25 protein-coding genes and 1 tRNA gene are annotated in these 23,745 nt (G+C 67.1%); 12 read left to right on the top strand and 14 right to left on the bottom strand.

Annotation, left to right across the window (positions count from 1 at the left end):
* Nucleotides 1–87 precede the first annotated feature (87 nt).
* On the top strand, nucleotides 88–1,482 hold the full coding sequence (ffh, locus tag ACOCMH_RS30750; RefSeq protein WP_171517682.1) for a signal recognition particle protein: 1,395 nt from the start codon (nucleotides 88–90) through the stop codon (nucleotides 1,480–1,482).
* 51 nt (nucleotides 1,483–1,533) lie between these two features.
* Nucleotides 1,534–2,076, top strand: a complete 543-nt coding sequence (locus tag ACOCMH_RS30755) for a hypoxanthine-guanine phosphoribosyltransferase (RefSeq protein ID WP_171517681.1) — start codon at nucleotides 1,534–1,536, stop codon at nucleotides 2,074–2,076.
* A gap of 62 nt (nucleotides 2,077–2,138) precedes the next feature.
* Here the strand turns inward: ACOCMH_RS30755 and ACOCMH_RS30760 are convergent, their stop codons facing one another.
* The 6 genes from ACOCMH_RS30760 to ACOCMH_RS30785 all read right to left on the bottom strand — a co-directional run bounded on the left by ACOCMH_RS30760 (nucleotide 2,139) and on the right by ACOCMH_RS30785 (nucleotide 7,842).
* The gene (locus tag ACOCMH_RS30760) at nucleotides 2,139–2,762 is read right to left on the bottom strand and encodes a LysE family translocator (protein ID WP_427311355.1); all 624 of its coding nucleotides are present in this window, start codon (nucleotides 2,760–2,762) and stop codon (nucleotides 2,139–2,141) included.
* Between the two features lie 124 nt (nucleotides 2,763–2,886).
* Entirely contained in the window at nucleotides 2,887–3,549 is a 663-nt protein-coding gene (locus ACOCMH_RS30765; RefSeq protein ID WP_427311357.1) for a LysE family translocator, read from the bottom strand.
* Between the two features lie 99 nt (nucleotides 3,550–3,648).
* Nucleotides 3,649–4,479: a helix-turn-helix domain-containing protein gene (locus tag ACOCMH_RS30770; RefSeq protein WP_427311359.1), complete on the bottom strand. Its 831-nt coding sequence runs from the start codon at nucleotides 4,477–4,479 to the stop codon at nucleotides 3,649–3,651.
* Complete coding sequence (locus ACOCMH_RS30775) at nucleotides 4,476–5,366, bottom strand: 2OG-Fe(II) oxygenase (protein WP_427311361.1); 891 nt, start codon at nucleotides 5,364–5,366, stop codon at nucleotides 4,476–4,478. Before ACOCMH_RS30775 ends, ACOCMH_RS30770 begins: the two co-directional genes overlap by 4 nt.
* A complete protein-coding gene (locus ACOCMH_RS30780; protein WP_427311363.1) occupies nucleotides 5,363–6,115 on the bottom strand; it encodes a transglycosylase SLT domain-containing protein in 753 nt (250 codons plus the stop codon). Before ACOCMH_RS30780 ends, ACOCMH_RS30775 begins: the two co-directional genes overlap by 4 nt.
* 5 nt (nucleotides 6,116–6,120) lie before the next feature.
* Nucleotides 6,121–7,842 (bottom strand): proline--tRNA ligase, encoded by a 1,722-nt coding sequence (locus tag ACOCMH_RS30785; RefSeq protein WP_427311365.1) that lies wholly within the window; start codon nucleotides 7,840–7,842, stop codon nucleotides 6,121–6,123.
* 193 nt (nucleotides 7,843–8,035) lie between these two features.
* On the opposite strand from ACOCMH_RS30785, the gene ACOCMH_RS30790 reads away from it, so the two are divergent.
* Nucleotides 8,036–8,719, top strand: coding sequence for an RNA pyrophosphohydrolase (locus ACOCMH_RS30790; RefSeq protein ID WP_427311367.1), 684 nt, complete (start codon nucleotides 8,036–8,038; stop codon nucleotides 8,717–8,719).
* Nucleotides 8,712–9,293, top strand: a complete 582-nt coding sequence (locus ACOCMH_RS30795; protein ID WP_427311369.1) for a CNP1-like family protein — start codon at nucleotides 8,712–8,714, stop codon at nucleotides 9,291–9,293. The genes ACOCMH_RS30790 and ACOCMH_RS30795 overlap by 8 nt, the downstream gene beginning before the upstream one ends.
* A 67-nt stretch (nucleotides 9,294–9,360) precedes the next feature.
* Here the strand turns inward: ACOCMH_RS30795 and proB are convergent, their stop codons facing one another.
* From proB to ACOCMH_RS30820, 5 genes are all read right to left on the bottom strand, one after another.
* Complete coding sequence (gene proB / locus ACOCMH_RS30800; protein WP_427311370.1) at nucleotides 9,361–10,479, bottom strand: glutamate 5-kinase; 1,119 nt, start codon at nucleotides 10,477–10,479, stop codon at nucleotides 9,361–9,363.
* Between the two features lie 172 nt (nucleotides 10,480–10,651).
* A complete protein-coding gene (obgE, locus tag ACOCMH_RS30805; RefSeq protein WP_427311371.1) occupies nucleotides 10,652–11,749 on the bottom strand; it encodes a GTPase ObgE in 1,098 nt (365 codons plus the stop codon).
* Between the two features lie 111 nt (nucleotides 11,750–11,860).
* The gene (gene rpmA, locus ACOCMH_RS30810; protein ID WP_012353931.1) at nucleotides 11,861–12,121 is read right to left on the bottom strand and encodes a 50S ribosomal protein L27; all 261 of its coding nucleotides are present in this window, start codon (nucleotides 12,119–12,121) and stop codon (nucleotides 11,861–11,863) included.
* Nucleotides 12,122–12,160: 39 nt separating this feature from the next.
* Nucleotides 12,161–12,472, bottom strand: coding sequence for a 50S ribosomal protein L21 (gene rplU, locus ACOCMH_RS30815; RefSeq protein WP_427311373.1), 312 nt, complete (start codon nucleotides 12,470–12,472; stop codon nucleotides 12,161–12,163).
* A gap of 196 nt (nucleotides 12,473–12,668) precedes the next feature.
* Nucleotides 12,669–12,956: a hypothetical protein gene (locus tag ACOCMH_RS30820; protein WP_427311375.1), complete on the bottom strand. Its 288-nt coding sequence runs from the start codon at nucleotides 12,954–12,956 to the stop codon at nucleotides 12,669–12,671.
* On the opposite strand from ACOCMH_RS30820, the gene ispB reads away from it, so the two are divergent.
* From ispB to ACOCMH_RS30860, 8 genes are all read left to right on the top strand, one after another.
* Complete coding sequence (gene ispB / locus ACOCMH_RS30825) at nucleotides 12,955–13,884, top strand: octaprenyl diphosphate synthase (RefSeq protein WP_427311377.1); 930 nt, start codon at nucleotides 12,955–12,957, stop codon at nucleotides 13,882–13,884. The two genes, ACOCMH_RS30820 and ispB, sit on opposite strands and share 2 nt — an antisense overlap.
* Nucleotides 13,885–13,990: 106 nt before the next feature.
* A tRNA-Pro gene (locus tag ACOCMH_RS30830) sits at nucleotides 13,991–14,067 on the top strand.
* A 298-nt stretch (nucleotides 14,068–14,365) separates the two neighbouring features.
* Nucleotides 14,366–16,090 (top strand): type IV-A pilus assembly ATPase PilB, encoded by a 1,725-nt coding sequence (gene pilB / locus ACOCMH_RS30835; protein WP_427311378.1) that lies wholly within the window; start codon nucleotides 14,366–14,368, stop codon nucleotides 16,088–16,090.
* Nucleotides 16,091–16,155: 65 nt separating this feature from the next.
* Entirely contained in the window at nucleotides 16,156–17,427 is a 1,272-nt protein-coding gene (locus tag ACOCMH_RS30840; protein WP_427311379.1) for a type II secretion system F family protein, read from the top strand.
* 3 nt (nucleotides 17,428–17,430) lie between these two features.
* Nucleotides 17,431–18,330 (top strand): prepilin peptidase, encoded by a 900-nt coding sequence (locus ACOCMH_RS30845; RefSeq protein ID WP_427311381.1) that lies wholly within the window; start codon nucleotides 17,431–17,433, stop codon nucleotides 18,328–18,330.
* A 101-nt stretch (nucleotides 18,331–18,431) separates the two neighbouring features.
* The gene (gene coaE / locus ACOCMH_RS30850) at nucleotides 18,432–19,058 is read left to right on the top strand and encodes a dephospho-CoA kinase (RefSeq protein WP_427311383.1); all 627 of its coding nucleotides are present in this window, start codon (nucleotides 18,432–18,434) and stop codon (nucleotides 19,056–19,058) included.
* Nucleotides 19,059–19,267: 209 nt separating this feature from the next.
* Entirely contained in the window at nucleotides 19,268–20,026 is a 759-nt protein-coding gene (zapD, locus tag ACOCMH_RS30855; RefSeq protein WP_116337923.1) for a cell division protein ZapD, read from the top strand.
* A 15-nt stretch (nucleotides 20,027–20,041) separates the two neighbouring features.
* Complete coding sequence (locus ACOCMH_RS30860; RefSeq protein WP_013958063.1) at nucleotides 20,042–20,230, top strand: DNA gyrase inhibitor YacG; 189 nt, start codon at nucleotides 20,042–20,044, stop codon at nucleotides 20,228–20,230.
* Between the two features lie 25 nt (nucleotides 20,231–20,255).
* Here ACOCMH_RS30860 and ACOCMH_RS30865 read toward each other — a convergent pair whose 3' ends face one another.
* The 3 genes from ACOCMH_RS30865 to ACOCMH_RS30875 all read right to left on the bottom strand — a co-directional run bounded on the left by ACOCMH_RS30865 (nucleotide 20,256) and on the right by ACOCMH_RS30875 (nucleotide 23,737).
* Complete coding sequence (locus tag ACOCMH_RS30865) at nucleotides 20,256–22,295, bottom strand: OPT family oligopeptide transporter (protein ID WP_427311385.1); 2,040 nt, start codon at nucleotides 22,293–22,295, stop codon at nucleotides 20,256–20,258.
* 93 nt (nucleotides 22,296–22,388) lie between these two features.
* Complete coding sequence (locus ACOCMH_RS30870) at nucleotides 22,389–22,835, bottom strand: NUDIX domain-containing protein (protein ID WP_427311387.1); 447 nt, start codon at nucleotides 22,833–22,835, stop codon at nucleotides 22,389–22,391.
* Nucleotides 22,832–23,737, bottom strand: coding sequence for an ATP-binding protein (locus ACOCMH_RS30875; RefSeq protein WP_171517661.1), 906 nt, complete (start codon nucleotides 23,735–23,737; stop codon nucleotides 22,832–22,834). The genes ACOCMH_RS30870 and ACOCMH_RS30875 overlap by 4 nt, the downstream gene beginning before the upstream one ends.
* Between the last annotated feature and the right edge of the window lie 8 nt (nucleotides 23,738–23,745).

A 23,745-nucleotide genomic window follows, 5' to 3' on the forward strand; every position in this document is an offset into this window, starting at 1 on the left:
CGCCGATGTTCCAGGCCTGCCCCGTGTGCCGGACCGCCTCCGATTTCAGCCCCGAGCCCTGCTCCGACTTCTCCCCCGATTCCTGCCATGCTGGACAATCTCACTCAACGCCTGGCGCGTGTGGTCAAGACCATGCGCGGCGAGGCGCGCCTGACCGAGGCCAACACCGCCGAGATGCTGCGCGAAGTGCGCCTTGCCATGCTCGAAGCCGACGTGGCGCTGCCGGTCGTGCGCGAATTCGTGGCCCGCGTGAAGGAAAAGGCCATGGGCGAAGAGGTGGTCAGCAGCCTCACCCCGGGCCAGGCCCTGGTCGGTGTGGTCCAGCGCGAGCTGACCGCGGTGATCGGCGGCGCCGATGCCGCCAGCGGCAACAACAAGGAAGCGGAGCTGAACCTCGCCGTGCAGCCGCCCGCGATCATCCTGATGGCGGGCCTGCAGGGCGCCGGCAAGACTACCACCGTGGGCAAGCTGGCCAAGTGGCTCAAGGAAAACAAAAAGAAGAAGGTGCTGACGGTCTCCTGCGACGTCTACCGCCCCGCCGCCATCGCCCAGCTCAAGACCGTGTCCGAGCAGGTCGGCGCCGAGTTCTTCCCGTCGCAGCCGGACCAGAAGCCGGTGGACATCGCCCGCGCGGCGGTGGACTGGGCGCGCAAGCATTACCACGACGTGCTGATCGTCGACACGGCCGGCCGGCTGGGCATCGACGAGGCGATGATGCAGGAAATCGCCGCGCTGCACGCCGAGCTGAAGCCGGCTGAGACCCTGTTCGTGGTCGACGCCATGCTGGGCCAGGACGCGGTCAACACCGCCAAGGCCTTCAACGACACCCTGCCGCTGACCGGCGTGGTGCTGACCAAGCTGGACGGCGATGCACGCGGCGGCGCGGCGCTGTCGGTGCGCCATATCACCGGCCGCCCGATCAAGTTCGTCGGCGTCGGCGAAAAGCTGGATGGCCTGGAGCCGTTCTACCCGGACCGCATGGCCCAGCGCATCCTGGGCATGGGCGACATCCTCGCGCTGGTCGAGGAAGCCCAGCGCGGCGTGGACATGGAAGCGGCCGAGAAGCTGGCCAAGAAGATCAAGAAGACCGGCGACTTCGACCTGGAAGACTTCAAGGCGCAGATCGGCCAGATGAAGAAGATGGGCGGCCTGGGCAGCCTGGTCGACAAGCTGCCGGCGCAGTTCGCCCAGCAGGCGCAGGGCGCCAACATGGACCAGGCCGAGAAGCAGGTGGCGCGCATGGAAGGCATCATCAACAGCATGACGCCGACCGAGCGCGCCAAGCCCGACCTGATCAAGGCCAGCCGCAAGCGCCGCATCGCCGCGGGCGCCGGCGTGCCGGTGCAGGAGGTGAACCGCCTGCTCAACCAGTTCGACCAGATGCAATCCATGATGAAGAAGCTCAAGGGCGGCGGCATGATGAAGATGATGCGCCAGATGGGCGCGATGAAGGGCGGCATGAAGGGCCTCTTCAACCGCTGAAGCCCGCTGCCGTACCCCACTGCCTCCCCGCAAAAGAACAGGAAAGACATCATGATGAGCGCCGAACAGGCCCGCGAGCTGTGGGCCAACTCCGAAGAAATCGTCTCCGCCGAAGAAGTCCAGGCCTCGCTGGACCGCATGGCCGCGGACATCACCGCCAGGATGGGCAATGCCTTCCCGCTGGTGCTGTCGGTGATGGGCGGCGCGGTGGTCTTCACCGGCATGCTGCTGCCCAAGCTGGCGTTCCCGCTTGAGTTCGACTACATCCACCTCTCGCGCTACAACAACAAGACCGTCGGCGGCGAGATGCAATGGCGCGTGGCCCCGCGCGAATCGGTCAAGGACCGCGTAGTGCTGGTGCTGGACGACATCCTCGATGAAGGCGAGACCATGGCGGCCATCCGCCAGCGCATCATGGACATGGGCGCGAAAGAATTCCACGCCGCGGTACTGTGCGAGAAGACGCTGAGCAAACCCAAGCCGATGCATCCGGACTTCTGCGGCTTTGCCGTGCCGGACCGCTATGTGTTTGGGTGCGGGATGGATGCGAAGGGGTATTGGCGCAACCTGGATTCGATCCGGGCGCTGGTTTGAGTCATCTGAAGGACTGACAGTTTGCTCCCCTCTCCCGTGCGCTGGAGAGGGGAGCAAGCATGTTACGCCTGGTGCGGCGCCAAAATCGGCCACAGCGACGCCAGCAGCAGCACCGCCATCCCGATATTGAACCCCCGCAGCACCCTGGGCCGCGCCAGCCAGCGCCGCAGCGCCGAGCCGCACAGCGCCCACAGCGCCACGCTGGGCAGGTTCACCACCCCGAAGATCGCCGACAGCAGCAGCACGTTGAGCCACAGGTTGCCGTGCAGCACATAGGTACTGCACGCGCCGACGGCCATCACCCACGCCTTGGGGTTGACCCACTGGAACGCCGCGGCGGCCCAGAAGCCCATCGGCCGCGCCACCTGCCGGTCCTGCACGCCGCCGGCCGTGGCCAGCTTCCAGGCCAGCCAGACCAGGTAGACCGTCGCCACCACGCGCAGCACCTGCCAGGTCCACGGGAAGGCGTGGAACAGCGATCCCAGGCCCAGCCCGACCAGCCCCACCATCAGCGCAAAGCCGATGCTGACACCGAGCAGGTGCGGCACGGTGCGCAGGAAGCCGAAGTTCACGCCCGAGGCGAGCAGCATCGTGTTGTTCGGACCAGGGGTGATCGACGACACCAGGGCAAAGCCGGCAAAAGCGGCAAAGACGCCGGTGCCGGCGGCGAGTTGGGACACTTCCATGACTGACTCCAGCGGGCGTTCATGTGTTTTCGGGAAATCAGTCTACGGCCACTTAACGGTACAGTACCGGTACACTTTGAGGAAAATGCGCCGATACAGGGCGGCCCGATTCGCCGCCCATCGCTCACCGTAGCGCGTGCCAGGCGACGCCCAGCGCCAGCAGCCACAGGACGGCGCCCGTCAGACGTTCGACCCATCGCACCGAACGCCCGAAGCGCGCGGCCAGCGCCGGATGCCCGATGCCATAGGCCACCAGCAGGTCCCAACCCAGCACGACGGCGAACATCCAAGCCCCATAGGCCAATTGCACCGCCTGGGGCGTGCGGCTGGCGGCCAGCACCGAGAACAGGCTGGCGTAGAACAGGCCATTTTTCGGATTCAGCACGGCGGACAGGAAACCGCTGGCAAGCTGGGCCAGCCAGGCTACGGGCGCGGCCCTGGCCGCAGCATCCGCCGCCGGGATCGACAGTTCGCCATTCGCGCGCAGCAGGCGCCAGCCCAGCCACGCCAGGTAAGCACAGCCTGCCCACTGCAGCGCCGCGAACCATTGCGGAGCATCGCGCATCGCCGCCATCCCGCCCAGCGCCAGGCCGATAAAGACGCCATTGCCCAGCGCAATGCCCAGGCAGACGGCGCCGGCGCGCCGCGGCCCGTGCAGCAGCGCACTGCGCACCACCAGGAAAAAATCCGGCCCGGGGCTCAGCAGCGCCAGCGCATGCGCGCCGGCCACCATGGCAAATTGCTGCCACGGCAACACCCCCGGTCCAAGATCGAAAACCATGTCCATGCCGACCCTCCGTGAAGAGTCCGCAGTGTCGTGCGCACCGAGGTGGCCGGTCTTGAAGAAAGTTGCGGTGGCGGCGCGGGCGGCGCCAGGGCTGGAGCCTCAGGCGGCGCGCTGGTAGCCGCGCGGTGTCATGGCCACGCGCTGCTTGAAGGCGCGCTGGAAATGACTCTGGTCGGCAAAGCCCAGCGCCAGCGCCACCTCCGCCAGCGCCGCGCCCTGGCGCAGCAGGCGGCGCCCCTGCTGGATGCGCAGGTCGAGCTGGTAGGCGTGCGGCGTCATGCCGGTTTCGGCGCGGAAGGCCCGGATCAGGTGGTAGCGGCTCAGGCCGCTGGCGCGCGCCAGTTCGGCCAGCGGCAGGCGCTCGGCATGGCGTTCGTGCAGCAGCTCGCACAACTGCGCCACGCGGGCGGAGACCGCAGCCGGCGCCGGCAGGGTCCGGCTGGCTGCGCCGGTGTCGATGGCGGCATGCAAGTCACCGATGAAGGCCACCAGCGCGGCGTCTTTCTCGACGCTGTCGGCGGGAGAGAACAGCGTGCGGTTCAACTCGCAGACCAGCCGGTAGGCCCGTGGGGACGCCATCACGCGGGCCGGCAGGCGGGCTTGTGCCGCGCTGTCTTCGTCCAGCACGGCCGCCACCCACGCCGGGTCGAAATGCAGCATCTGGTAGCTCCAGCACCCGTCCGGCAACGGGTTGCAGGCATGGACCTGGTGCGCGGGAATCAGCACCACCGTGCCCGGCCCCAGCACAGCGCGTTCATCGCCGCAGGCAAAGCGGCTGGTGCCGCCGTCGACAGCGCCGATCGACAGCGTGGGATGGGTATGCGGCAGGTAGCTGGCGCTGCTGTGGCGGGCGCGACGGCTTTCGGCAAACGGCAGCGCGGGATCGGCCCACCAGCAGCCGGCGGGTGGTGCGGCCACGGCGCGGCTCACGCCGCGCTGCGGTACGGACGTTCGCGCAGCCATTTGGTGGCAATCCACTTTTCGCCGGTGGCCACCGGCAGGCCGGCGTGCAGGGTGCGGTCATCCAGCGTACCGTCGGGCAGCAGGTAGCTGAAGTAGACCGCGTTGCCCTTGACCGGCGCCACCTCCAGGCCCACGCGCGGGAACGCGGTGGCGCCGCCCGCCTCGGGGGTGTTCAGGTAGATCACCAGGGTGGCGATGCGCTGCCCGCCGACGGCCAGCTGCCGCGCTTCGCCCGGGCGCTGCGGGTTGAAGTAATCGAAGTGCGGCTGGTATTCGCCGCCGGGCTTGTAGTTGAGGATCTGCAAGCCCTCGCCGTGATCGGCCGGCACGCCGGTGACCGCGGCGATGCGGGCCTCGATGCGCGCGATCAGCGCGTGCTCGGCCACCTGGAACATCGCCCCCATGCTGGTGCGGGCATCGATCAGGTTCTCGTCGCCGGTGTCGGGATTGACCACCGGCGAGCGCGCCAGCCGGCCGCGCGACAGCGCCACCAGGGCATCGCATTCGTCGTCGCTCAGCAGTTGCTGGAACAGCTGCACCTGCGGCGACGCCAGGCGGAACAGCACGGGCACCCGGCGGTCACCGCCATCGGCGGCGTAGGCCAGGGGCGTGCCGGTGGCGGCGGTTTCGATCTCGGGCTGGGCCGGCGGGGCCGCCGCCGCAGGGTCTTGCGCAAACGCCGCGGCCACTGAGCGGCGCGCGAACGCGTCGTCGTAGCCCGAGCGCAGCATCGACAGCACCAGCGCATCGGCCGCAAAGCCCTTGGCGATATGCCGGGCCAGCCATTGTTCGAGTTCGGGCGAGGATTCGGTGTAGCCGGCCTTGCCGCCGGCAACGGATGCTTCGCGGATCATGACGGATTGGCTGCGACGCGTTGCGACGAGAACGGGTTGCGGGCGGGCGGCTCCGCCACCGGCGCGCGCGGGCGCGACGGCGCGATCTCGGCATCGCCGGCGACGGTGACGGTGGCTTCGGAATACTGCCAGCGCTTCCACGCCGCCAGCACCGCGTTGGGATATTCCGGGCGGCCGCGGCTGCCGTTGTAGCGGCCCAGCGCCAGGTACAGGTCGCCCTGCTCGCGGTCCAGGTAGTAGCGCAGGATGGTGCAGCCGTAGCGCAGGTTGCTCTGCAGGTGGAACAGCTTGCGCGCATCGCTGTCGCCGATGGCGCGCACCCAGAACGGCATCACCTGCATCAGCCCGCGCGCGCCGGCCGAACTGATCGCGTACTTGCGGAAGTTGCTTTCGACCTGGATCAGGCCCAGCACCAGCGCGGGCTCCAGGCCGGCGCGCTTGGCTTCGTAGTAGGCCACCTCGATCAGCTCAACCCGCACCTGCGGCTCGGGGATGCGCGCGGCGAGCCGCGCCGACATCTCGCCCAGCCACTTCAGGTAGGCCAGGCGCTCGCCGCCGGAGGCGAACACCGGCCGCAGCGGCCGGTCATCGGCAATGGCCGCGGCGAGCGCGCCGCGCACCGAATCGGCCAAGTCTTCTTCCTTCTGCGCGCCGGCGTGCGCCGGCGTGGCCGCCAGGGCCAGCAGTGATACCAGCAGCGCGCCCGCCAGGCGGCGGGCGGCGGCGGTCATGCCGCGGGCGGCGCGCATGGGGTTCAGTTCGCCAGCAGGCTGCGCACGTGGCCGACCACTTCGGCCACGCTGACGGCGGTGGCCTGCGCGTCGCGCCGGCCCTGGTACTCGACCTTGCCTTCCTTCAGGCCACGGTCGCCCACCACCACGCGGTGCGGCACGCCGATCAGCTCCCAGTCGGCAAACATCACGCCCGGGCGCTCGCCGCGGTCGTCGAGGATCACGTCCACGCCGGCGGCGAGCAGCTCGGCATGGATGCGGTCGGCCTCGGCCTTGACGGCCTCGGAGCGGTCATAGCCGACCGGGCAGATCACCACCGCGAACGGGGCGATCGCTGCCGGCCAGATAATGCCGCGCTCATCGAAGTTCTGCTCGATCGCCGCGCCCAGGATCCGGGTGACGCCGATGCCGTAGCAGCCCATCTGCATCGGCTGGGTCTTGCCGGTCTCGTCCAGGAAGGTGGCGTTCATCGATTCCGAGTAACGCGTGCCCAGCATGAACACGTGGCCCACCTCGATGCCGCGGCAGATCTCCAGCGTGCCCTGGCCGTCCGGCGAGGCGTCGCCCGCCACCACGTTGCGCAGGTCGGCGACGATCGGCTCGGGCAGGTCGCGGCCCCAGTTGACGCCGGTGTAGTGGTAGTCGCGGTAGTTGGCGCCGCAGACAAAGTCGCTCATGTTGGCGACGGTGCGATCGGCGACCACCTTGACCGGCTTCTTCATGTCGATCGGGCCCAGGTAGCCGGGCGGCGAGCCGAAGGCTTCGACGATCTCGTTCTCGGTGGCAAAGCGGAACTCGGCCAGCCCCGGCACCTTGGAGGCCTTGACCTCGTTCAGCTCATGGTCGGCGCGGATCAGCAGCAGCCAGATCTGGGTGCCGGCGTCGCCGTCCGTGGCCAGCACGATCGACTTGACGTTGGTCTCCAGCGGCAGGTTCAGGAACTCGGCCACCTGCTCGCACTTGACCTTCTCCGGGGTGAAGGTCTTGACCAGCTCTTGCGTGGGCGCGGCGCGCTCTGCCACCAGCGGCAGCGCCTCGGCGGCCTCCATGTTGGCGGCGTAGGCGGAGGTGGGGCAATAGACGATGGCGTCTTCGCCGGTCTCGGCGATCACGTGGAACTCATGCGAGCCCGAGCCGCCGATGGCGCCGTTGTCGGCCGCCACGGCGCGGAATTCCAGCCCGAAGCGGCGGAAGATGCGCACGTAGGCGTCGTACATGTTCTCGTACGACTTGCGCAGGCCGTCGGTATCGCGGTCGAAGGAATAGGCATCCTTCATGGTGAACTCGCGCCCGCGCATGATGCCGAAGCGCGGCCGGCGCTCGTCGCGGAACTTGGTCTGGATCTGGTAGAAATTGACCGGCAGCTGCTTGTAGCTGCGGATCTCGGAGCGGGCGATGTCGGTCACCACCTCTTCGGAGGTGGGCTGGACCGCGAAGTCGCGCTCATGGCGGTCCTTCAGGCGCAGCAGCTCGGGGCCCATCTTGTCCCAGCGGCCGGTTTCCTGCCACAGCTCGGCCGGCTGGATCACCGGCATCGACAGCTCCACCGCGCCGGCGCGGTTCATTTCCTCGCGGACGATGTTTTCCACCTTGCGGATCACGCGCAGCCCGATCGGCATGTAGTTGTAGATGCCGGCACCCAGCTTCTTGATCATGCCGGCGCGCATCATCAGCTTGTGCGAAACGATTTCCGCGTCGGCGGGCGCTTCCTTGAGGGTGGAAATGAAGAATTGCGAGGCTTTCATCCGTAATTTCTCTCTGGGCCGCCAAGGTCGGAAAAATCCGTCCCGGCACAATCCGGGGGGCCGGCGGCGCTGAATTATGCGCACGCGCCTGAAACTGCCCTTCTGCTCGGGGAAAACCACCATCCCCCGGTCCGGGCCCGGCTGCGCGCTTCCTTTATAATCAGCGTAATTCTAAAGGATTCGAGGTGCAGTCATGCTCGATCGTGAAGGCTTTCGCCCGAACGTCGGCATCATCCTCCTCAACGCAAGAAACGAGGTTTTCTGGGGCAAGCGAATCGGCGAACACTCATGGCAGTTTCCGCAAGGCGGCATCAAGTACGGCGAAACGCCGGAACAGGCCATGTACCGCGAACTGCATGAGGAAATCGGCCTGCTTCCGGAGCACGTCAGGATCGTCGGTCGCACGCGCGACTGGCTGCGTTACGAGGTGCCGGACAAGTTCATCCGCCGCGAGATCCGCGGCCACTACAAGGGCCAGAAACAAATCTGGTTCCTGCTGCGCATGGCCGGCAGGGACTGCGACATCCACCTGCGCGCCACCGAGCACCCGGAATTCGATGCCTGGCGCTGGAGCCATTACTGGGTCCCGCTCGAGGCCGTGATCGAATTCAAGCGCGATGTCTACCAGATGGCGCTGACGGAATTGTCACGCTTCCTGAACCGGCATCCGCGCGTGCCGCTCAGTCCGTATGGTACGCATGGCGCCCATGGTGGCCACGGCGTGCACGGGCGCCACGGCGGGCCGCGCGGACAGGCGCTGAGCCGCGCCCAGGCCGCGCAGCAGGCCGACGCCGACGGCAATGCCGAAGCCCCCGGCACGGCCGAGTACGTTTCGCCGGCGACGCCGGTATCCACTTCACGGAGCACTGATGACTAGTTTGACCGGCGTGGGCCGCCGCAGCGGCCTGAGCGCGGCCGGATTGCTGCTTGCCGCGGCCAGCCTGGCCCTGGCCGGCTGCAAGACCACCGGCAAGGAGATGGCGGCGGAAGAAAGCACCTGGAACAACCCGTTCGCGCCCAAGACCTTCGAAGAAGCCAAGGCCATGCTGCCGGCCTTGCCGCAGGACGCCAACCTAATCCCGTTCTCGGTGGCGGGCACCGGCACGCTGTCGTTCGCGGTGGACAGCAAGTCGATCTCGGTGGGCAAGGATAACGTGGTGCGCTACACCGCGGTCACCACCAGCCAGAGCGGCGCGCGCAACGTGACCTTCGAAGGCCTGCGCTGCGACGCGTTCGAGCGCAAGCTGTACGCGACGCTGCCGAAGGGTGCCACCGAGTGGGTGCCCAACAGCAGCGACTACGGCGAGACCTGGCACCGCATGGAAACCGGGGCGCGCAACGCCTACGCCGCCACGCTGGCGGTGGATTTCTTCTGCGAGGGCCGCACCGTGGCCGGCACGCCCGCGGACATGGTGCGCGAGCTGCAATCGCGCGCACCGCGCCAGCGCTGAGCGCGCGCATCCGGCATAAAAAAACGGCGGAACTGCCTGGCAGTTCCGCCGTTTTTGCTGCCGTCGCTCAGACCAGCACCAGGTTGTCGCGATGGATCAGTTCCGGCTCGTTCAGGTGGCCGAGCACGGCTTCGATCTCGGACGAAGGCTTGCGCGCGATCAGCCGCGCTTCGGCGCTGGAATAGTTGGTGATGCCGCGCGCCACCTCTTTGCCTAGCGCATCGACGCAGGCGATCACCTCGCCGCGGGCGAATTCGCCCTGCACTTCGACCACGCCGATCGGCAGCAGCGACTTGCCGCCGCTGGTGAGCTTCTCGACCGCGCCGTTGTCGATCACGACCCGGCCGCGTAGCTGCAGGTGGTCGGCCATCCACTGCTTGCGCGCCGTCAGCCGGCCCGTCGGCGCCAGCAGCTGGGTGCCGATCGCCTCGCCGGCCGCCAGGCGCTCCAGCACGTTGGCCTCGCGCCCGGAGGCGATGGTGGTATGGGCGCCCGATTTGGCCGCGCGCTTGGCCGCCAGGATCTTGGTCAGCATGCCGCCGCGGCCGATCGACGTGCCGGCGCCACCCGCCATGGCTTCCAGCTCGGGCGTGCCGGCTAGGGCTTCGTCGACGAACTGCGCAGCCGGGTCCTTGCGCGGATCGGCGGTGTACAGGCCACGCTGGTCGGTCAGGATCACCAGCGCGTCGCCTTCGATCAGGTTGGTGACCAGCGCACCGAGCGTATCGTTGTCGCCGAACTTGATTTCGTCGGTGACCACGGTGTCGTTCTCGTTGATGATCGGCACCACGCCCAGCGACAGCAGCGTCAGCAGCGTGGAGCGGGCGTTCAAGTAGCGCTCGCGGTCGGCCAGGTCGGCGTGGGTCAGCAGCACCTGCGCGGTACGGATGCCATAGCGGCCGAACTGGCTCTCATAGACCTGCGCCAGCCCCATCTGTCCAACCGCCGCGGCGGCTTGCAGTTCATGGATTTCCTTCGGGCGCCGCACCCAGCCCAGGCGCTGCATGCCTTCGGCGATAGCGCCGGAGCTGACCAGCACCACTTCCTTGCCGGCCACGCGCAGCTTGGCGATCTGGGCCGCCCAGCGGGCGATGGCGTCGTGGTCGAGCCCCTTGCCGTCGTTGGTGACCAGGCTGGAGCCCACTTTGACGACGATGCGCTTTGCCTGCGCGATGACCGATTGCATGGTGGAAATCCTGTCTGCGATTGTGTTTCCCTCTCCCCCCTCAGGGGAGAGGGCAGGGTGAGGGGTGGTTTGACAAGGCGCCACGCCCGATCGGGCCCCCGCCCTCACCCCCTGCCCCTCTCCCGCAAGCGGGAGAGGGGAGCCAACCAGAGGCACGCGTCAGGCGCGCCGCTTATGCCTCGCCCTGCCCCTGGTCGACGTTATGCAGCCGTTCGTCCAGGCGGATGTCCGGCTCTGCCAGCGCCGCGGCCTCCTCGGCCTTGATCGCCTGCAGGTGGTCCTTGATCGCGTAGATCAGCTCGCGGCAGCCTTCGCCGGTCAGCGCCGAGATCTGGAACACCGGGCCCTTCCACTTGTAGCGCTTGAGGAAGTCCTTTACGCGGGTGGCACGCTCGTCCTCGGGCACCACGTCGAGCTTGTTCAGCACCAGCCAGCGCGGCTTCTCGTACAGCGTTTCGTCGTACTTCTTCAGCTCGTTGACGATGGCCTTGGCCTCGGCGACCGGGTCGACCGCTTCGTCGAACGGTGCCAGGTCCACGATATGCAGCAGCAGCCCGGTGCGCTGCAGGTGGCGCAGGAACTGGTGGCCCAGGCCCGCGCCCTCGGCCGCGCCTTCGATCAGGCCCGGAATGTCGGCGACCACGAACGATTGCTCGTGGTCCACGCGCACCACGCCCAGGTTGGGGTGAAGCGTGGTGAACGGATAGTCCGCCACCTTCGGGCGCGCATTGGAAATATGCGAGATAAAGGTCGACTTGCCGGCGTTGGGCATGCCCAGCAGGCCGACGTCGGCCAGCACCTTGAGCTCGAGCTTGAGCATGCGGCGCTCGCCCGGCTTGCCGTCGACCTGCTGGCGCGGCGCACGGTTGGTACTGGACTTGAAGTGCAGGTTGCCCCAGCCGCCCATGCCGCCTTCGGCCAGGCACACGCGCTGGCCATGCTCGGTCAGGTCGGCAATGACTTCGCCGGTGTCCATGTCGGTGATCAGCGTGCCTACCGGCATGCGCAGCGTGATGTCTTCACCGGCCGCGCCGTAGCAATCGGAGCCGCGGCCATTTTCGCCGTTCCTGGCCACATGCTTCTTGGCGTAGCGGAAGTCGATCAGCGTATTGATATTGCGGTCCGCCTGGGCGAACACGCTGCCGCCCCGGCCGCCGTCGCCACCATCCGGGCCGCCGAAGGGCACAAACTTCTCGCGCCGGAACGAGGCGCTGCCATTGCCGCCGTTGCCGGCAATGGCTTCGATTCGGGCTTCGTCGATGAACTTCATGATGGATTTTCCGTGATGGATCGGCAGATCGGGGACCGGCGTAGTTTACTTCGCCAGAAAAGAAAAAGCCCCGCAAGCGTTGCGGGGCCTTTCATCCTGCAAAGGCTGTGATCAGGCCGCCGGGACGACGCTGACTTGCTGCTTCTTGGCAGGGCCCTTGACGGCGAACTGCACGTGGCCGTCGATCAGGGCGAACAGCGTGTGGTCCTTGCCCACGCCGACGTTGTCGCCGGCATGCACGCGGGTACCGCGCTGGCGCACGATGATGCCACCGGCGTTGATGGCCTGGCCACCAAACACCTTCACGCCCAGACGCTTCGATTCGGAATCACGGCCGTTCCGCGTGGAACCGCCGCCTTTTTTCTGTGCCATGTCTTACTCCTGTCGCTTTACCGGATTACGCTCGATCGATCAGGCAACGATCTCTTCGATGCGCAGTTCGGTGTAATTCTGACGATGGCCCTGACGCTTCTGGTAGTGCTTGCGACGGCGCATCTTGAAGATCTTCACCTTGTCGTGACGACCCTGGGAGATAACGGTAGCCTTGACGGAAGCCCCGCTCACCAGCGGCGTACCAAACTTGATTTGGTCGCCGGCGCCCACTGCGAGCACCTGGTCGAGCGTGATTTCTGCGCCAATGTCTGCCGGTATCTGTTCTACTTTCAGTTTTTCGCCAGCAGCAACCTTGTATTGCTTGCCGCCGGTTTTTACGACCGCGTACATTGTCGAACCTCTCGGATGTGAATAAAACGCCGAAACCGCGCGATGCGGCCCCGGTTATCCCCCACCGGCAAGGACCCGCAAGGCGAGCGACTACCGGAGGAAACCGGGAATTGTAAACGAGATCTGGGAAAACCGCAAAGAAAACAGGCACATAGCCTGTGAGCGGCGCGGCCGGCACACCCGGTGACGGCTTCGCTCAGGTCAGATCGGCGAGAAGAAACCCCGCCAGTGCGGCAAACGCCACCCACCAGGCGGTGCGGCGCAGTGGGCGGCGAGGTACGGGCTTGTCCATGCCCGGATTATAGTAGCGCCGCTTATCGACGCCCTGCACGCATAGCCTGAGCCGCCGCCCGGCAAGAACCCGGGGCATGCATGCGTAGAACGCCGCGTGCATCGCATATAATCGACCGGTTTTGCGTAACGGTGATCTCATCTTGCCCCAGCCTTCCGCCACTGCCTTGCTTGCCCCGGTCGCTGCAGACATGCGCGCGGTCGATGCTGTTATCCGCCAGCGGCTGTCTTCCGAAGTCCCGCTGATCGAACAGATTGGCGAATACATCATCGGTGCCGGCGGCAAGCGCCTGCGCCCGGTGATCCTGCTGCTGACGGCGCGCGCGCTGGGCTACGACGGCAACCGCCACCATGAGCTGGCCGCCGTCGTGGAATTCATCCATACCGCGACCCTGCTGCACGACGATGTCGTCGACGAGTCCGAGCTGCGGCGCGGGCGCGACACCGCCAACGCCGTGTTCGGCAATGCCGCCAGCGTGCTGGTGGGCGACTTCCTCTATTCGCGCGCGTTCCAGATGATGGTCGATGCCGGCAGCATGCGCATCATGGAGATCCTGTCCAACGCGACCAACGTGATCGCCGAGGGCGAAGTGCTGCAGCTGCTGAACATGCACGACCCCGACGTCACCGTCGAGCGCTACCTGCAGGTGATCCGCTACAAGACCGCCAAGCTGTTCGAGGCCGCCGCGCAGCTGGGTGCGGTGCTGGCCGGCGCCGACGCACAGATGGAAGAAGCCGCCGCCGAATATGGCCGCCGCATCGGCACCGCGTTCCAGCTGATCGACGACATGCTGGACTACACCGCCAGTGCCGAGCAGATGGGCAAAAACGCCGGCGACGACCTGCGCGAAGGCAAACCCACCCTGCCGCTGCTGCACCTGCTGGAGCACGGCACCGCGGAGCAGCGCCAGCTGGCGCGCGACGCGATCGTGCAAGGCGGCACCGAGCATTTCGACGCCGTCTTTGCCGCGATCCACGCCAGTGGCGCGCTCGGGGTCACCTTCGAAGCCGCACGGCGCGAGGCCGAAGCCGCCGAGCAGGCGGCCCGGCAGTTCCCGCCGTCCGAACTGAAGGAAACTCTGATCCAGCTCTGCGCGTTCTCGCTGCAGCGACAGTCCTGACCCGGGACGCGCGGCGTTTGCCTCCGCCCTCTTCCATTCCAAAAAAAACACTGCTAAACTTACGTTCTTTGCTGCTGACGCCAAAACGTCTGCCGGCAGACCAAATCGGGGTGTAGCTTAGCCTGGTAGAGCGCTACGTTCGGGACGTAGAGGCCGGAGGTTCGAATCCTCTCACCCCGACCAGATTTAAAAAGGCCGAACTCAGTGAGTTCGGCCTTTTGCCATTCTGGCTCCGCGGAATTCCGCCACCCTTGTTGCGCCACGACGCTGGCGGACGGTCCGAAGCCCCCAACCCTGTCATTTATCAGCGCCATTTCTCCCCGCGCAAGTAGGGTTGCGCCCGTGTCGCGCAAACGCCAATACCCCGCCGTCATCGCCTTTACAAAAAGTGACCCCAGCGTCAAACTGCCCCGAGCCGGGGACGTGGGTACGTCCGCCCTTGCCTGCATGCCTTACCGCCTAACTGCATCGCGCACCTGCCATGACACTCGGACTTGCCCTGGCCCAGAGCCGGCGTATCGCGCCCGCCCTGCTTGCTCAGCTGGAGCAGGCCGCGCGTGAAAAGCAATCGCAGCTGATCGACGAGATCGTCGGCAGCGGCACCATGAGCGCGCACGACCTGGCGCTGTTCGCCGCGGACAAGTACCAGCTGCCGCTGCTGGACCTGGCCCAGTACAACCTCGCCAAGGTGCCGCCGGCGCTGGCCGGCAACCGCGAATTCCATGCCCACCGGTTGCTGCCGCTGGGCCGGCGCGAGAACCGCCTGGTCCTGGCGATCTCCGATCCGTCCAACCAGGCCGGCCTGGACGCGATCCGCGACAAGTACAAGCTGCCGGTCGAAGCGGTGGTGGTCGAGCACGACAAGCTGATGAAGCATGTGCGCGCCGCCGGCGAGGCGCTGGGCACGCTCAAGAACATCTCGCCGGTGCAGGCCGAGCGCAAGATGATCGAATACGATCCGGTGGCCGCCGCCGGCAACCAGCGCAACCGCACCACGGCCGACAACATCGACGACGCCCCAGTGGTGCGTTTCCTGCAGAAGCTGCTGACCGAAGCCTTCCACCGCGGCGCGTCGGACCTGCACTTCGAGCCGTTCGAGACCTTCTACCGCGTCCGCTTCCGCGTCGATGGCGTGCTGCAGGAGGTCGCGCGCCCGCCGCTGGACATCCGCGACAAGATCGCAACGCGCATCAAGGTGCTGTCGCGGTTGGATATTTCTGAAAAGCGCGTGCCGCAGGACGGCCGCATGAAGCTGCTGATCGCGCTGCCCAAGGACAAGGACGCCAAGGAAACCGTCGAGAAGGCGGTGGACTTCCGCGTGTCGACGCTGCCGACGCTGTTCGGCGAGAAGATCGTGATGCGGATCCTGGAATCGTCGTCCGACAAGCTCGATATCGACCAGCTCGGCTATGAGCCGGAGCAGAAGGCGCTGCTACTGGACGTGATCAAGCGCCCCTATGGCATGGTGCTGGTGACCGGCCCCACCGGCAGCGGCAAGACAGTGTCGCTGTACACCTTCCTGAACCTGCTGAACCAGGGCGACATCAATATCTCCACGGCCGAGGACCCGGCCGAAATCCAGCTGCCGGGCATCAACCAGGTCAATGTCAACGACAAGGCGGGGCTGACCTTTGCGGCGGCGCTGCGATCGTTCCTGCGCCAGGATCCGGACATCATCATGGTCGGCGAAATCCGGGACCTGGAAACCGCCGACATTTCGATCAAGGCCGCGCAGACCGGCCACCTGGTGTTGTCGACGCTGCACACCAATGACGCCCCGACCACGCTGACCCGCCTGATGAACATGGGCGTGGCCGCCTTCAACATTGCCTCGAGCGTGCTGATGATCACCGCGCAGCGGCTGGCGCGGCGGCTGTGCACCTGCAAGCGCGAGGGCGAGATCCCGCGCGAGGCCCTGCTGGAAGCGGGCTTTCGCGAGCACGACCTGGACGGCAGCTGGCAGCCCTACCACCCGGTCGGCTGCGAGCGCTGCAATGGCACCGGCTACAAGGGCCGCTGCGGCATCTACCAGGTGATGCCGATTACCGAGGCCATGCAGGAGATCATCCTGGCGCACGGGACCGCGCTGCAGATTGCCGAGCAGGCGCGCAAGGACGGCGTGCTATCGTTGCGCGAAGCGGGGCTGCTGAAGGTGAAGCAGGGCGTCACGTCACTCGAAGAAGTGCTGGCGACCACTAATACGTAGGGAAGCACCACACAACGTAAAGACAAGACGCAGAACAAGCGTCATTTGCATCGGGGGTCAATACCATGGCGACGCGCGCACCAGCAGCGAGCGCCCGGACGGGGGCACCGTCACGGGCCAAATCAGGGAAGGGACGCAAGGCCCCCACCCAGTACATCTTCGAGTGGGAAGGCAAGGACCGCAAGGGCAAGACCTTCACTGGCGAGCTGCGCGCCGAAAACCAGGCCGAAGTCACCGCCACGCTGCGCAAGCAGGGCCTGACCATCGTCAAGCTGAAAAAGCGCAAGGCCGCGCGCGGGCGCAAGATCACCGAGAAGGACATCGCCTACTTCACCCGGCAGCTGTCGACCATGCTCAAGGCCGGCATCCCGCTGCTGCAGTCGATCGATATCATCGCGCGTGGGCACGTAAATCCCAACTTCACCCAGCTGCTGTCCGACATCCGCTTCGACATCGAGGCCGGCAGCAGCATGGCCGCGGCGTTCCGGCGCCATCCGAAGTACTTCGACACGCTGTATTGCAACCTGATCGACGCGGGCGAACAGGGCGGCATCCTGGACTCGCTGCTGGAGCGCCTGTCGCTCTACATGGAGAAGACCATCGCGCTGAAGAGCCAGATCAAGTCGGCAATGATCTATCCGATCGCGGTGCTGACCGTGGCATTTGCCGTCACGGTGATCCTGATGCTGTTCGTGATCCCGGCGTTCAAGGGGGTGTTCTCCAGCTTCGGTGCCAACCTGCCCGCGCCGACGCTGCTGGTGATCGCGATCTCGGATTTCTTCGTCCAGTACTGGTACCTGGTGATCGGCGCACCGGTGGCCGGCATCAGTTTCTACCTGCGCGCACTGAAGAAATCCGAGAAGGTGCAGCGCGCCACCGACCGCGCACTGCTGAAGCTGCCGATCTTCGGCAACCTGTTCCGCAAGGCCGTGATCGCGCGCTGGACCCGCACGCTGGCGACGATGTTCGCGGCCGGTACGCCGCTGGTGGAGTCGATGGAGTCCGTGGCCGGCGCCGCCGGCAACTGGGTCTACTACGACGCCACCCGCGAGATCGAGCAATCGGTGCGCATCGGCACCAGCCTGACCAACGCGATGCAGGCGACCCATGTGTTCGACAACATGGTGCTGCAGATGACGCAGATCGGCGAAGAATCCGGCGCGCTGGACAACATGCTGCTGAAGGTCGCGGAGTTCTACGAGCGCGAGGTGGACGATGCCGTCGCCGCCATCTCCAGCCTGATCGAGCCGCTGATCATCGTGGTGCTGGGCGTGCTGATTGGCGGCATGGTGGTGGCGATGTACCTGCCGATCTTCAAGCTGGGCCAGGTGGTGTAAGCGATGCAGCCTGTGTGGTCCGCATCTCCCTATCCGACCGGCACCGCGCCGCTGCTGCACGCGCTGGCGGCGCTGCCGCCCGCCTTCCTGGTGGCGGCAGCGGCGCTGCTCGGGCTGGTGGTCGGCAGTTTCCTCAACGTGGTGATCCACCGCGTGCCGCGCATGATGGAGCGCGACGAGGCCAACTACATTGCCCAGTTGCGCGGCGACCCGCTGCCCTACCCCGGCCGCTACAACCTGATGGTGCCGCGCTCGGCCTGCCCGCATTGCGGCCACGCCATCGCCCCGTGGGAAAACGTGCCGGTGCTGAGCTATCTGTTGCTGCGTGGTCGCTGCTCGGCATGCAAGGCGCCGATCAGCGTGCGCTATCCGCTGGTGGAGCTGGCCTGCGGCGTGCTGAGCGCGCTGGTGGCTTGGCGCTTCGGCCCGGGCGCGCAGGCGCTGGCCGCGCTGGTGCTGGTATGGGGCCTGCTGGCACTGACCATGATCGATGCCGATACGCAATTGCTGCCGGACCAGATCACGCTGCCGCTGCTATGGCTGGGCCTGCTGCTCAACCTGGCCGGCCTGTTCGTGGCGCTGCCCGACGCGGTCATTGGCGCCGCCGCCGGCTACCTGGTGCTGTGGATCGCGTACTGGCTGTTCCGGCTGCTGCGCGGCAAGGAAGGCATGGGTTTCGGAGACTTCAAGCTGATGGCGGCGCTGGGCGCCTGGTTCGGCTGGCAGGCGCTGCCGGCGCTGGTGCTGCTGTCGTCGGTGGCCGGCGTGCTGTTCGGGCTGGCCAATATCGCGCTGCGTCGCCAGGAGCGCGATACGCCGTTCCCGTTCGGGCCCTTTATTGCGCTGGCCGGCGTGGTGGTGCTGCTGTTCGGCCCCGGCGTGCTGCCGTGGTTTGCCTGGTAACGGCCTGCCGCGGTGCCCGGCGGCTGCGGCCATGATGGAATAGCGGTTGAAGCCGCCGAAGCTGGTATCGTTGCGGCAACCAACGCCTGACTGAACCCCACATGCTGGAAATCGGACTGACCGGCGGCATCGGCAGCGGCAAGACCCGCGTGGCCGACATGTTCGCCGCGCGCGGCGCCGCGCTCATCGATACCGACCTGCTCGCGCATGAAATCACCGCCCCCGGCGGGCGTGCCATCCCGGCGCTGGTCGAGGCCTTCGGCCCGGGTTGCCTGCGCCCGGACGGCGCCATGGACCGCGATGCGATGCGCGCGCTGGTGTTTGCCGACCCGGCCGCCAAGGCGCGGCTGGAAGCCATCACGCACCCGCTGATCCGCGCGCTGACCACCGAACGCGCGCAGTCGATCCGCGCCGGGGGCGCGCATCCCTACCTGATCTACGTGGTGCCGCTGCTGGTGGAATCGGGCTCGTGGCGCGAGCGCGTGGGCCGCGTGCTGGTGGTCGACTGCAGCGAAGCCACGCAGGTGGCCCGGGTGATGTCGCGCAACGGCTTCAGCCGCGAGCAGGTATTGGCAATCATGGCCAGACAGGCGACACGCGGCGCGCGCCTGGCATGTGCCGACGACGTCATCGATAACGACGGGCCGGTCGAAGCCCTGGTGGCGCAGGTCGACCGGCTCGACCGCTACTACCGTGAACTGTCCGCCGCGGGCACGGTCCATCCATAACGCGCCGGGCCGGCGCTCTGGCGCATTGCATCACGCACGCGACATTGTCCTCCGACCTTGTCTCGCATAGAATGCGCTGGAACATGCCGGGAAATCGCCGCATAGTGCCGGTATCCAACGCGCATAGATCACCCTTTCCGGTATTTCCCGGGCCTCATTCTGCACCGGGCCGCCCCTGAAGCGCCCGACGCCCTGCACGGACACAGCACTTGATTCTGTACGAATACCCTTTCAACGAACGCATCAGGACACTCCTGCGCCTGGAGGACCTGTTCGATCGGCTGGAATACTTCCTCGGCCAGGATCATGCCCAGCAGCACCATGTCGCGCTGACCACGCTGTTCGAGATCATCGACGTCGCCGGACGCGCCGACCTGAAGACCGACCTGATCAAGGAGCTGGAGCGCCAGCGCCAGGCTCTGGCGCCGCTGCGCGCCAATCCGCAGATCGACCAGGACGCGCTCGACGCGGTCATCGGCGAGATCGAGCAGGGCATCGCCCTGCTCAACCAGACCGTGGGCAAGGCCGGCCAGTTGCTGACCGACAATGAGTGGCTGACCAGCATCCGCAGCCGCGCCATCATTCCCGGTGGCACCTGCGAGTTCGACCTGCCCGCCTACTATGCGTGGCAGCATCGTCCCGCCGAAGACCGCCGCGCCGACATCCTGAAATGGGCGCGTCCGCTGGTGTCGCTGCGCATGGGCACCACCATCGTGCTGCGCCTGCTGCGTGAAGCGGGCCAGAGCGGCAAGGTGATCGCCACCGGCGGCAGCTACCAGCAGATGCTGTCGGGCCGCAGCTACCAGCTGATGCAGGTCTACCTGGACGATTCGCTGCTGGCCTTCATCCCCGAGATGAGTGCCAACAAGTACATGCTGTGGGTGCGCTTCACGCAACAGGACGGCGACCTGCGCCCGCGCTCGGTCGATGCGGATATCCCGTTCCTGCTGAAACTCTGCAATTTCTGAAGCCTGCTGAACGCCATGCCTGCTGTCGTCAAATGCCCCACCTGCGGCACCGAGGTGGCCTGGGTGCCCGACAACAAATTCCGCCCGTTCTGTTCCGAGCGCTGCAAGCAGATCGATCTCGGCGCCTGGGCGTCGGAGAAATACGTGATCGGCGGCAAGCCGGGCGAGACCTCCGCCGACCAGCCTGAAGACGAGGACGACTGAAGGCGCGACGCAGGCGCACTCGCCTTCAGTGCGCCGCCGCCAGCACGCGGCGGTAGAAGCCCACGCACACCAGCACGAACACCGCCAGGCCCAGCCATTGCGCGGTCGCTTCAAACCCGCCCCCGACCAGCGCCAGCGGCGCATCGCTACCTGACAGGCCGATCACCGCGGCCAGCATCACGCCGACCAGGCTTTCACCGACGATCAGGCCGGACGCCAGCAGCGTGCCGCGCCGCTCGGCATGCGCCAGCGCCAGCTTCACATCGTCGCCGCGCGCGGTGGCGCGGCGGCGCTCGGCACGCAGCAGGAGCCACGACAGTACGGCGCCCACCACCAGCGCCGAGCTGATCGTCGGCGGCAGGTAGATGCCGATGCCCACCGCCAGCACCGGCAGCTGCGCCGGACCGGCACGGCGGCGCAGGACCTCGTCGATCGCGATCAGCACCACGCCCAGCCCGATGCCGATCAGGATCATGGTCCAGTTGAGCTGGTGGGTGAAGATGCCGGTGGCGATCGCGGTCATCAGCGTTGCCTGCGGCGCGGCCAGTGCCTGGTTGGGGTCCATGCCCGCGCGCGGCAGCGCGCCGGCGAAGCCGTAGGCGCTGTAGAGCAACTCCAGCACCGGTGGGATCACCGCGGCGCCAACCACGCAGCCGATCAGCAGCGCCACCTGCTGGCGCCACGGCGTGGCGCCGACCAGCCAGCCGGTCTTCAGGTCCTGCAGGTTGTCATTGGCGATGGAAGCCACCGCCACCACCGCCGAGGTGGTGAAGATCGCCAGCGCGATCGCGAACTTGCTGCCCTCGGACGTGTCCAGCAGCCCGTCGGCCTGGCCCGCCAGCAGGATCAGCAGCGACACCAGGATCACCGCGATGATGCCGATGCCCGAAATCGGGCTGGCCGACGAGCCCACCAGCCCGGCCATGTAGCCGCACGCCGCCGCCACCAGGAAGCCGAAGATGAACGCGAACACCACCGCATAGACCACCAGGCGCCAGCGCGCCGCGCCATCGAGCGGCGCCGGCGCGAGGAACCAGGCGAACACGGTCACCAGTACCACCAGCAGCGCCAGCATTACCAGCCCGATCCACTTCGCCGGCATGTCCTGCTGGGTGCGCGGCATCTTGCCTTGCCCCGCCGGGCCGCCCTGCAGCGCGCCGAACGAGGCGCGGATGCCTTCCAGCATCGGCCTGGCCAGTGACAGCAGCGTCCAGATTGCGGCGATGCCGATGGTGCCGGCGCCGATGAACCGCGCCTGCTGGCTCCACACCAGGGTGCCGAAGGCCGACAGCGTGGCGCCGTCCGGGCGCGGCGTGACGGCGGTCAGCCACGGCACCGCCACGCCCCAGGTCAGCACCAGCCCCAGCAGCATCGCCAGCCCGCCGACGATACCGACCAGATAGCCTGCGCCCACCAGCGCCAGCGAGAAGCCCATCGACAACCGCACCACCGAGGCGCCCGCCGACAGCCAGAAATTGGCACCCTCGGCCAGCACGCGCAGCCCGCCGGCGGCGAAGCTGAACAGCCCCGCCACCAGGCTTCCGGCCATCAGGTCGGCCAGGCCGGTCGCCTGCGGCTTCTGGCCCGGCGTGGCCTGCGCCGGCGCGGCGCTGCCCACGCGCAGGATTTCCGCCGCGGCTACGCCCTCGGGGTATGGCAGCTCGCTCTGCACCACCATGGCATGGCGCAGCGGGATGCTGAACACCACGCCCAGCATGCCGCCGGCGGCGCAGATCGCCAGCGTCTGCCAGAAGGGAAAGCCCTGCCAGTGGCCCAGCATGACCAGGCCGGGCAGGATAAAGATGATCGACGACAGGGTGCCGGCGGCCGACGCCTGCGTCTGCACCATGTTGTTTTCGAGGATGTTGGCGCCGGGAAAGAGCCGCAGCACGGCCATCGAGATCACGGCCGCCGGGATCGCCGACGAGAAGGTCAGGCCGACCTTCAGGCCCAGGTAGATATTGGAGGCGGTGAACACGACCGTGATCAGCGCACCGAGGACAATGCCGCGCAGGGTCAGTTCAGGCAGGGAAACGTCGTCGGCGATACGATCGACACGTAGCATGCTGGGTTCCTTTCCTGTGGATCCGGGCCGGCCCGGCCCGGGCGGCGCACAAGCGGGCGCCGCGGCCGCTTGTCAGTGATGCGGACGGCAAGCTCAGCCGTGGCGCGATTCCTCGGCCAGCCACGCCACCACGGGAATGGTTGCCGGCAGCAGCGGCCCCACCGTCACCGGCGTGCCCTGCCACGAGAACGCCTGGCCTTCGCGGCCGACGGGTTCGCCCTGCCAGGCCGTGACCTTGCAGAAATGCAGCCGCACATAGGCGTGCGGGTAGTCATGTTCCAGGATGTGCCAGCGCTCGCTTTGCGTGACATCAAGACCCAGTTCTTCATGCAGCTCGCGCGCCAGCGCCGCCTCCACCGATTCGCCCGGCTCGAGCTTGCCGCCGGGAAATTCCCAGTAGCCCTCGTAGGGCTTGCCGGCCGGGCGCTGTGCCAGCAGGAAGCGGCCGTCGGGCTGCACCAGCACCCCGACCGCCACCTCGGTCACCTTGCGCGGCGGGTTGCCGCCTGTGGTTGCAGGGTTCTGCGTCGCCACGCTCATGCCTTCGCCTCGCCGGGAACTTCCGGGAGATACGGCTTGCCGTGCTTGCCGCCCCAGTCGCGCGCGAACTGCCAGGCCACGCGGCCCGAGCGCGAACCGCGTTCCAGCGCCCACACCAGCGCGTCGCCGCGCGCGGCGGCGATGTCCTCGTCGGTACAGCCGAAGTGGCGGAGCCAGTGGCCGACGATGGCCAGGTACTCGTCCTGCTTGGGCGGGTAGAACGACAGCCACAGCCCGAAGCGCTCCGACAGCGAGATCTTCTCTTCCACCACTTCGCCGGGGTGGATCTCGCCGTCGTCGGTGTGGCGGTAGGTCTCGTTGTCCTTCATGTACTCCGGCAGCAGGTGCCGGCGGTTGGACGTGGCGTAGATCAGCACGTTGTCCGACTGCGCCGCCACCGAGCCATCCAGTGCCGACTTGAGCGACTTGTAGCCCGACTCGCCTTCCTCGAACGACAGGTCGTCACAGAAGATCACGAAGCGCTCGGGGCGTTGCGAGACCAGCTCGACGATATCGCCGAGGTCGCCCAGGTCGTCCTTGTCGACCTCGACCAGCCGCAGCCCGTCCTTGACGAAGGCATTGAGGCACGCCTTGATCAGCGACGACTTGCCGGTGCCGCGCGCGCCGGTCAGCAGCACGTTGTTGGCGGGCAGGCGGTTCACGAACTGGCGCGTATTGCCGACGATGGCGTCCTTCTGGCGCTCGATGTTCTTCAGGTCGTCCAGGTGGATCGGCGGCAGCTGGCGCACCGGCTGCAGGTAGCCGATATTGCCGAACAGGCTTTGCCGCTTGCGCCAGCGAAATGCCACGGCCTCCTGCCAGTCGGCGTCGCCCAGTTGCGGCGGCAGCCATTGTTCGAGTCGGGCGAGGAAATTGTCGAGGCGGGCGGCGAGGTCGGACATGGCGGGGA

It is taken from the genome of Cupriavidus sp. H39 (genome assembly GCF_050271075.1).
Lineage (GTDB): Bacteria > Pseudomonadota > Gammaproteobacteria > Burkholderiales > Burkholderiaceae > Cupriavidus > Cupriavidus necator_B.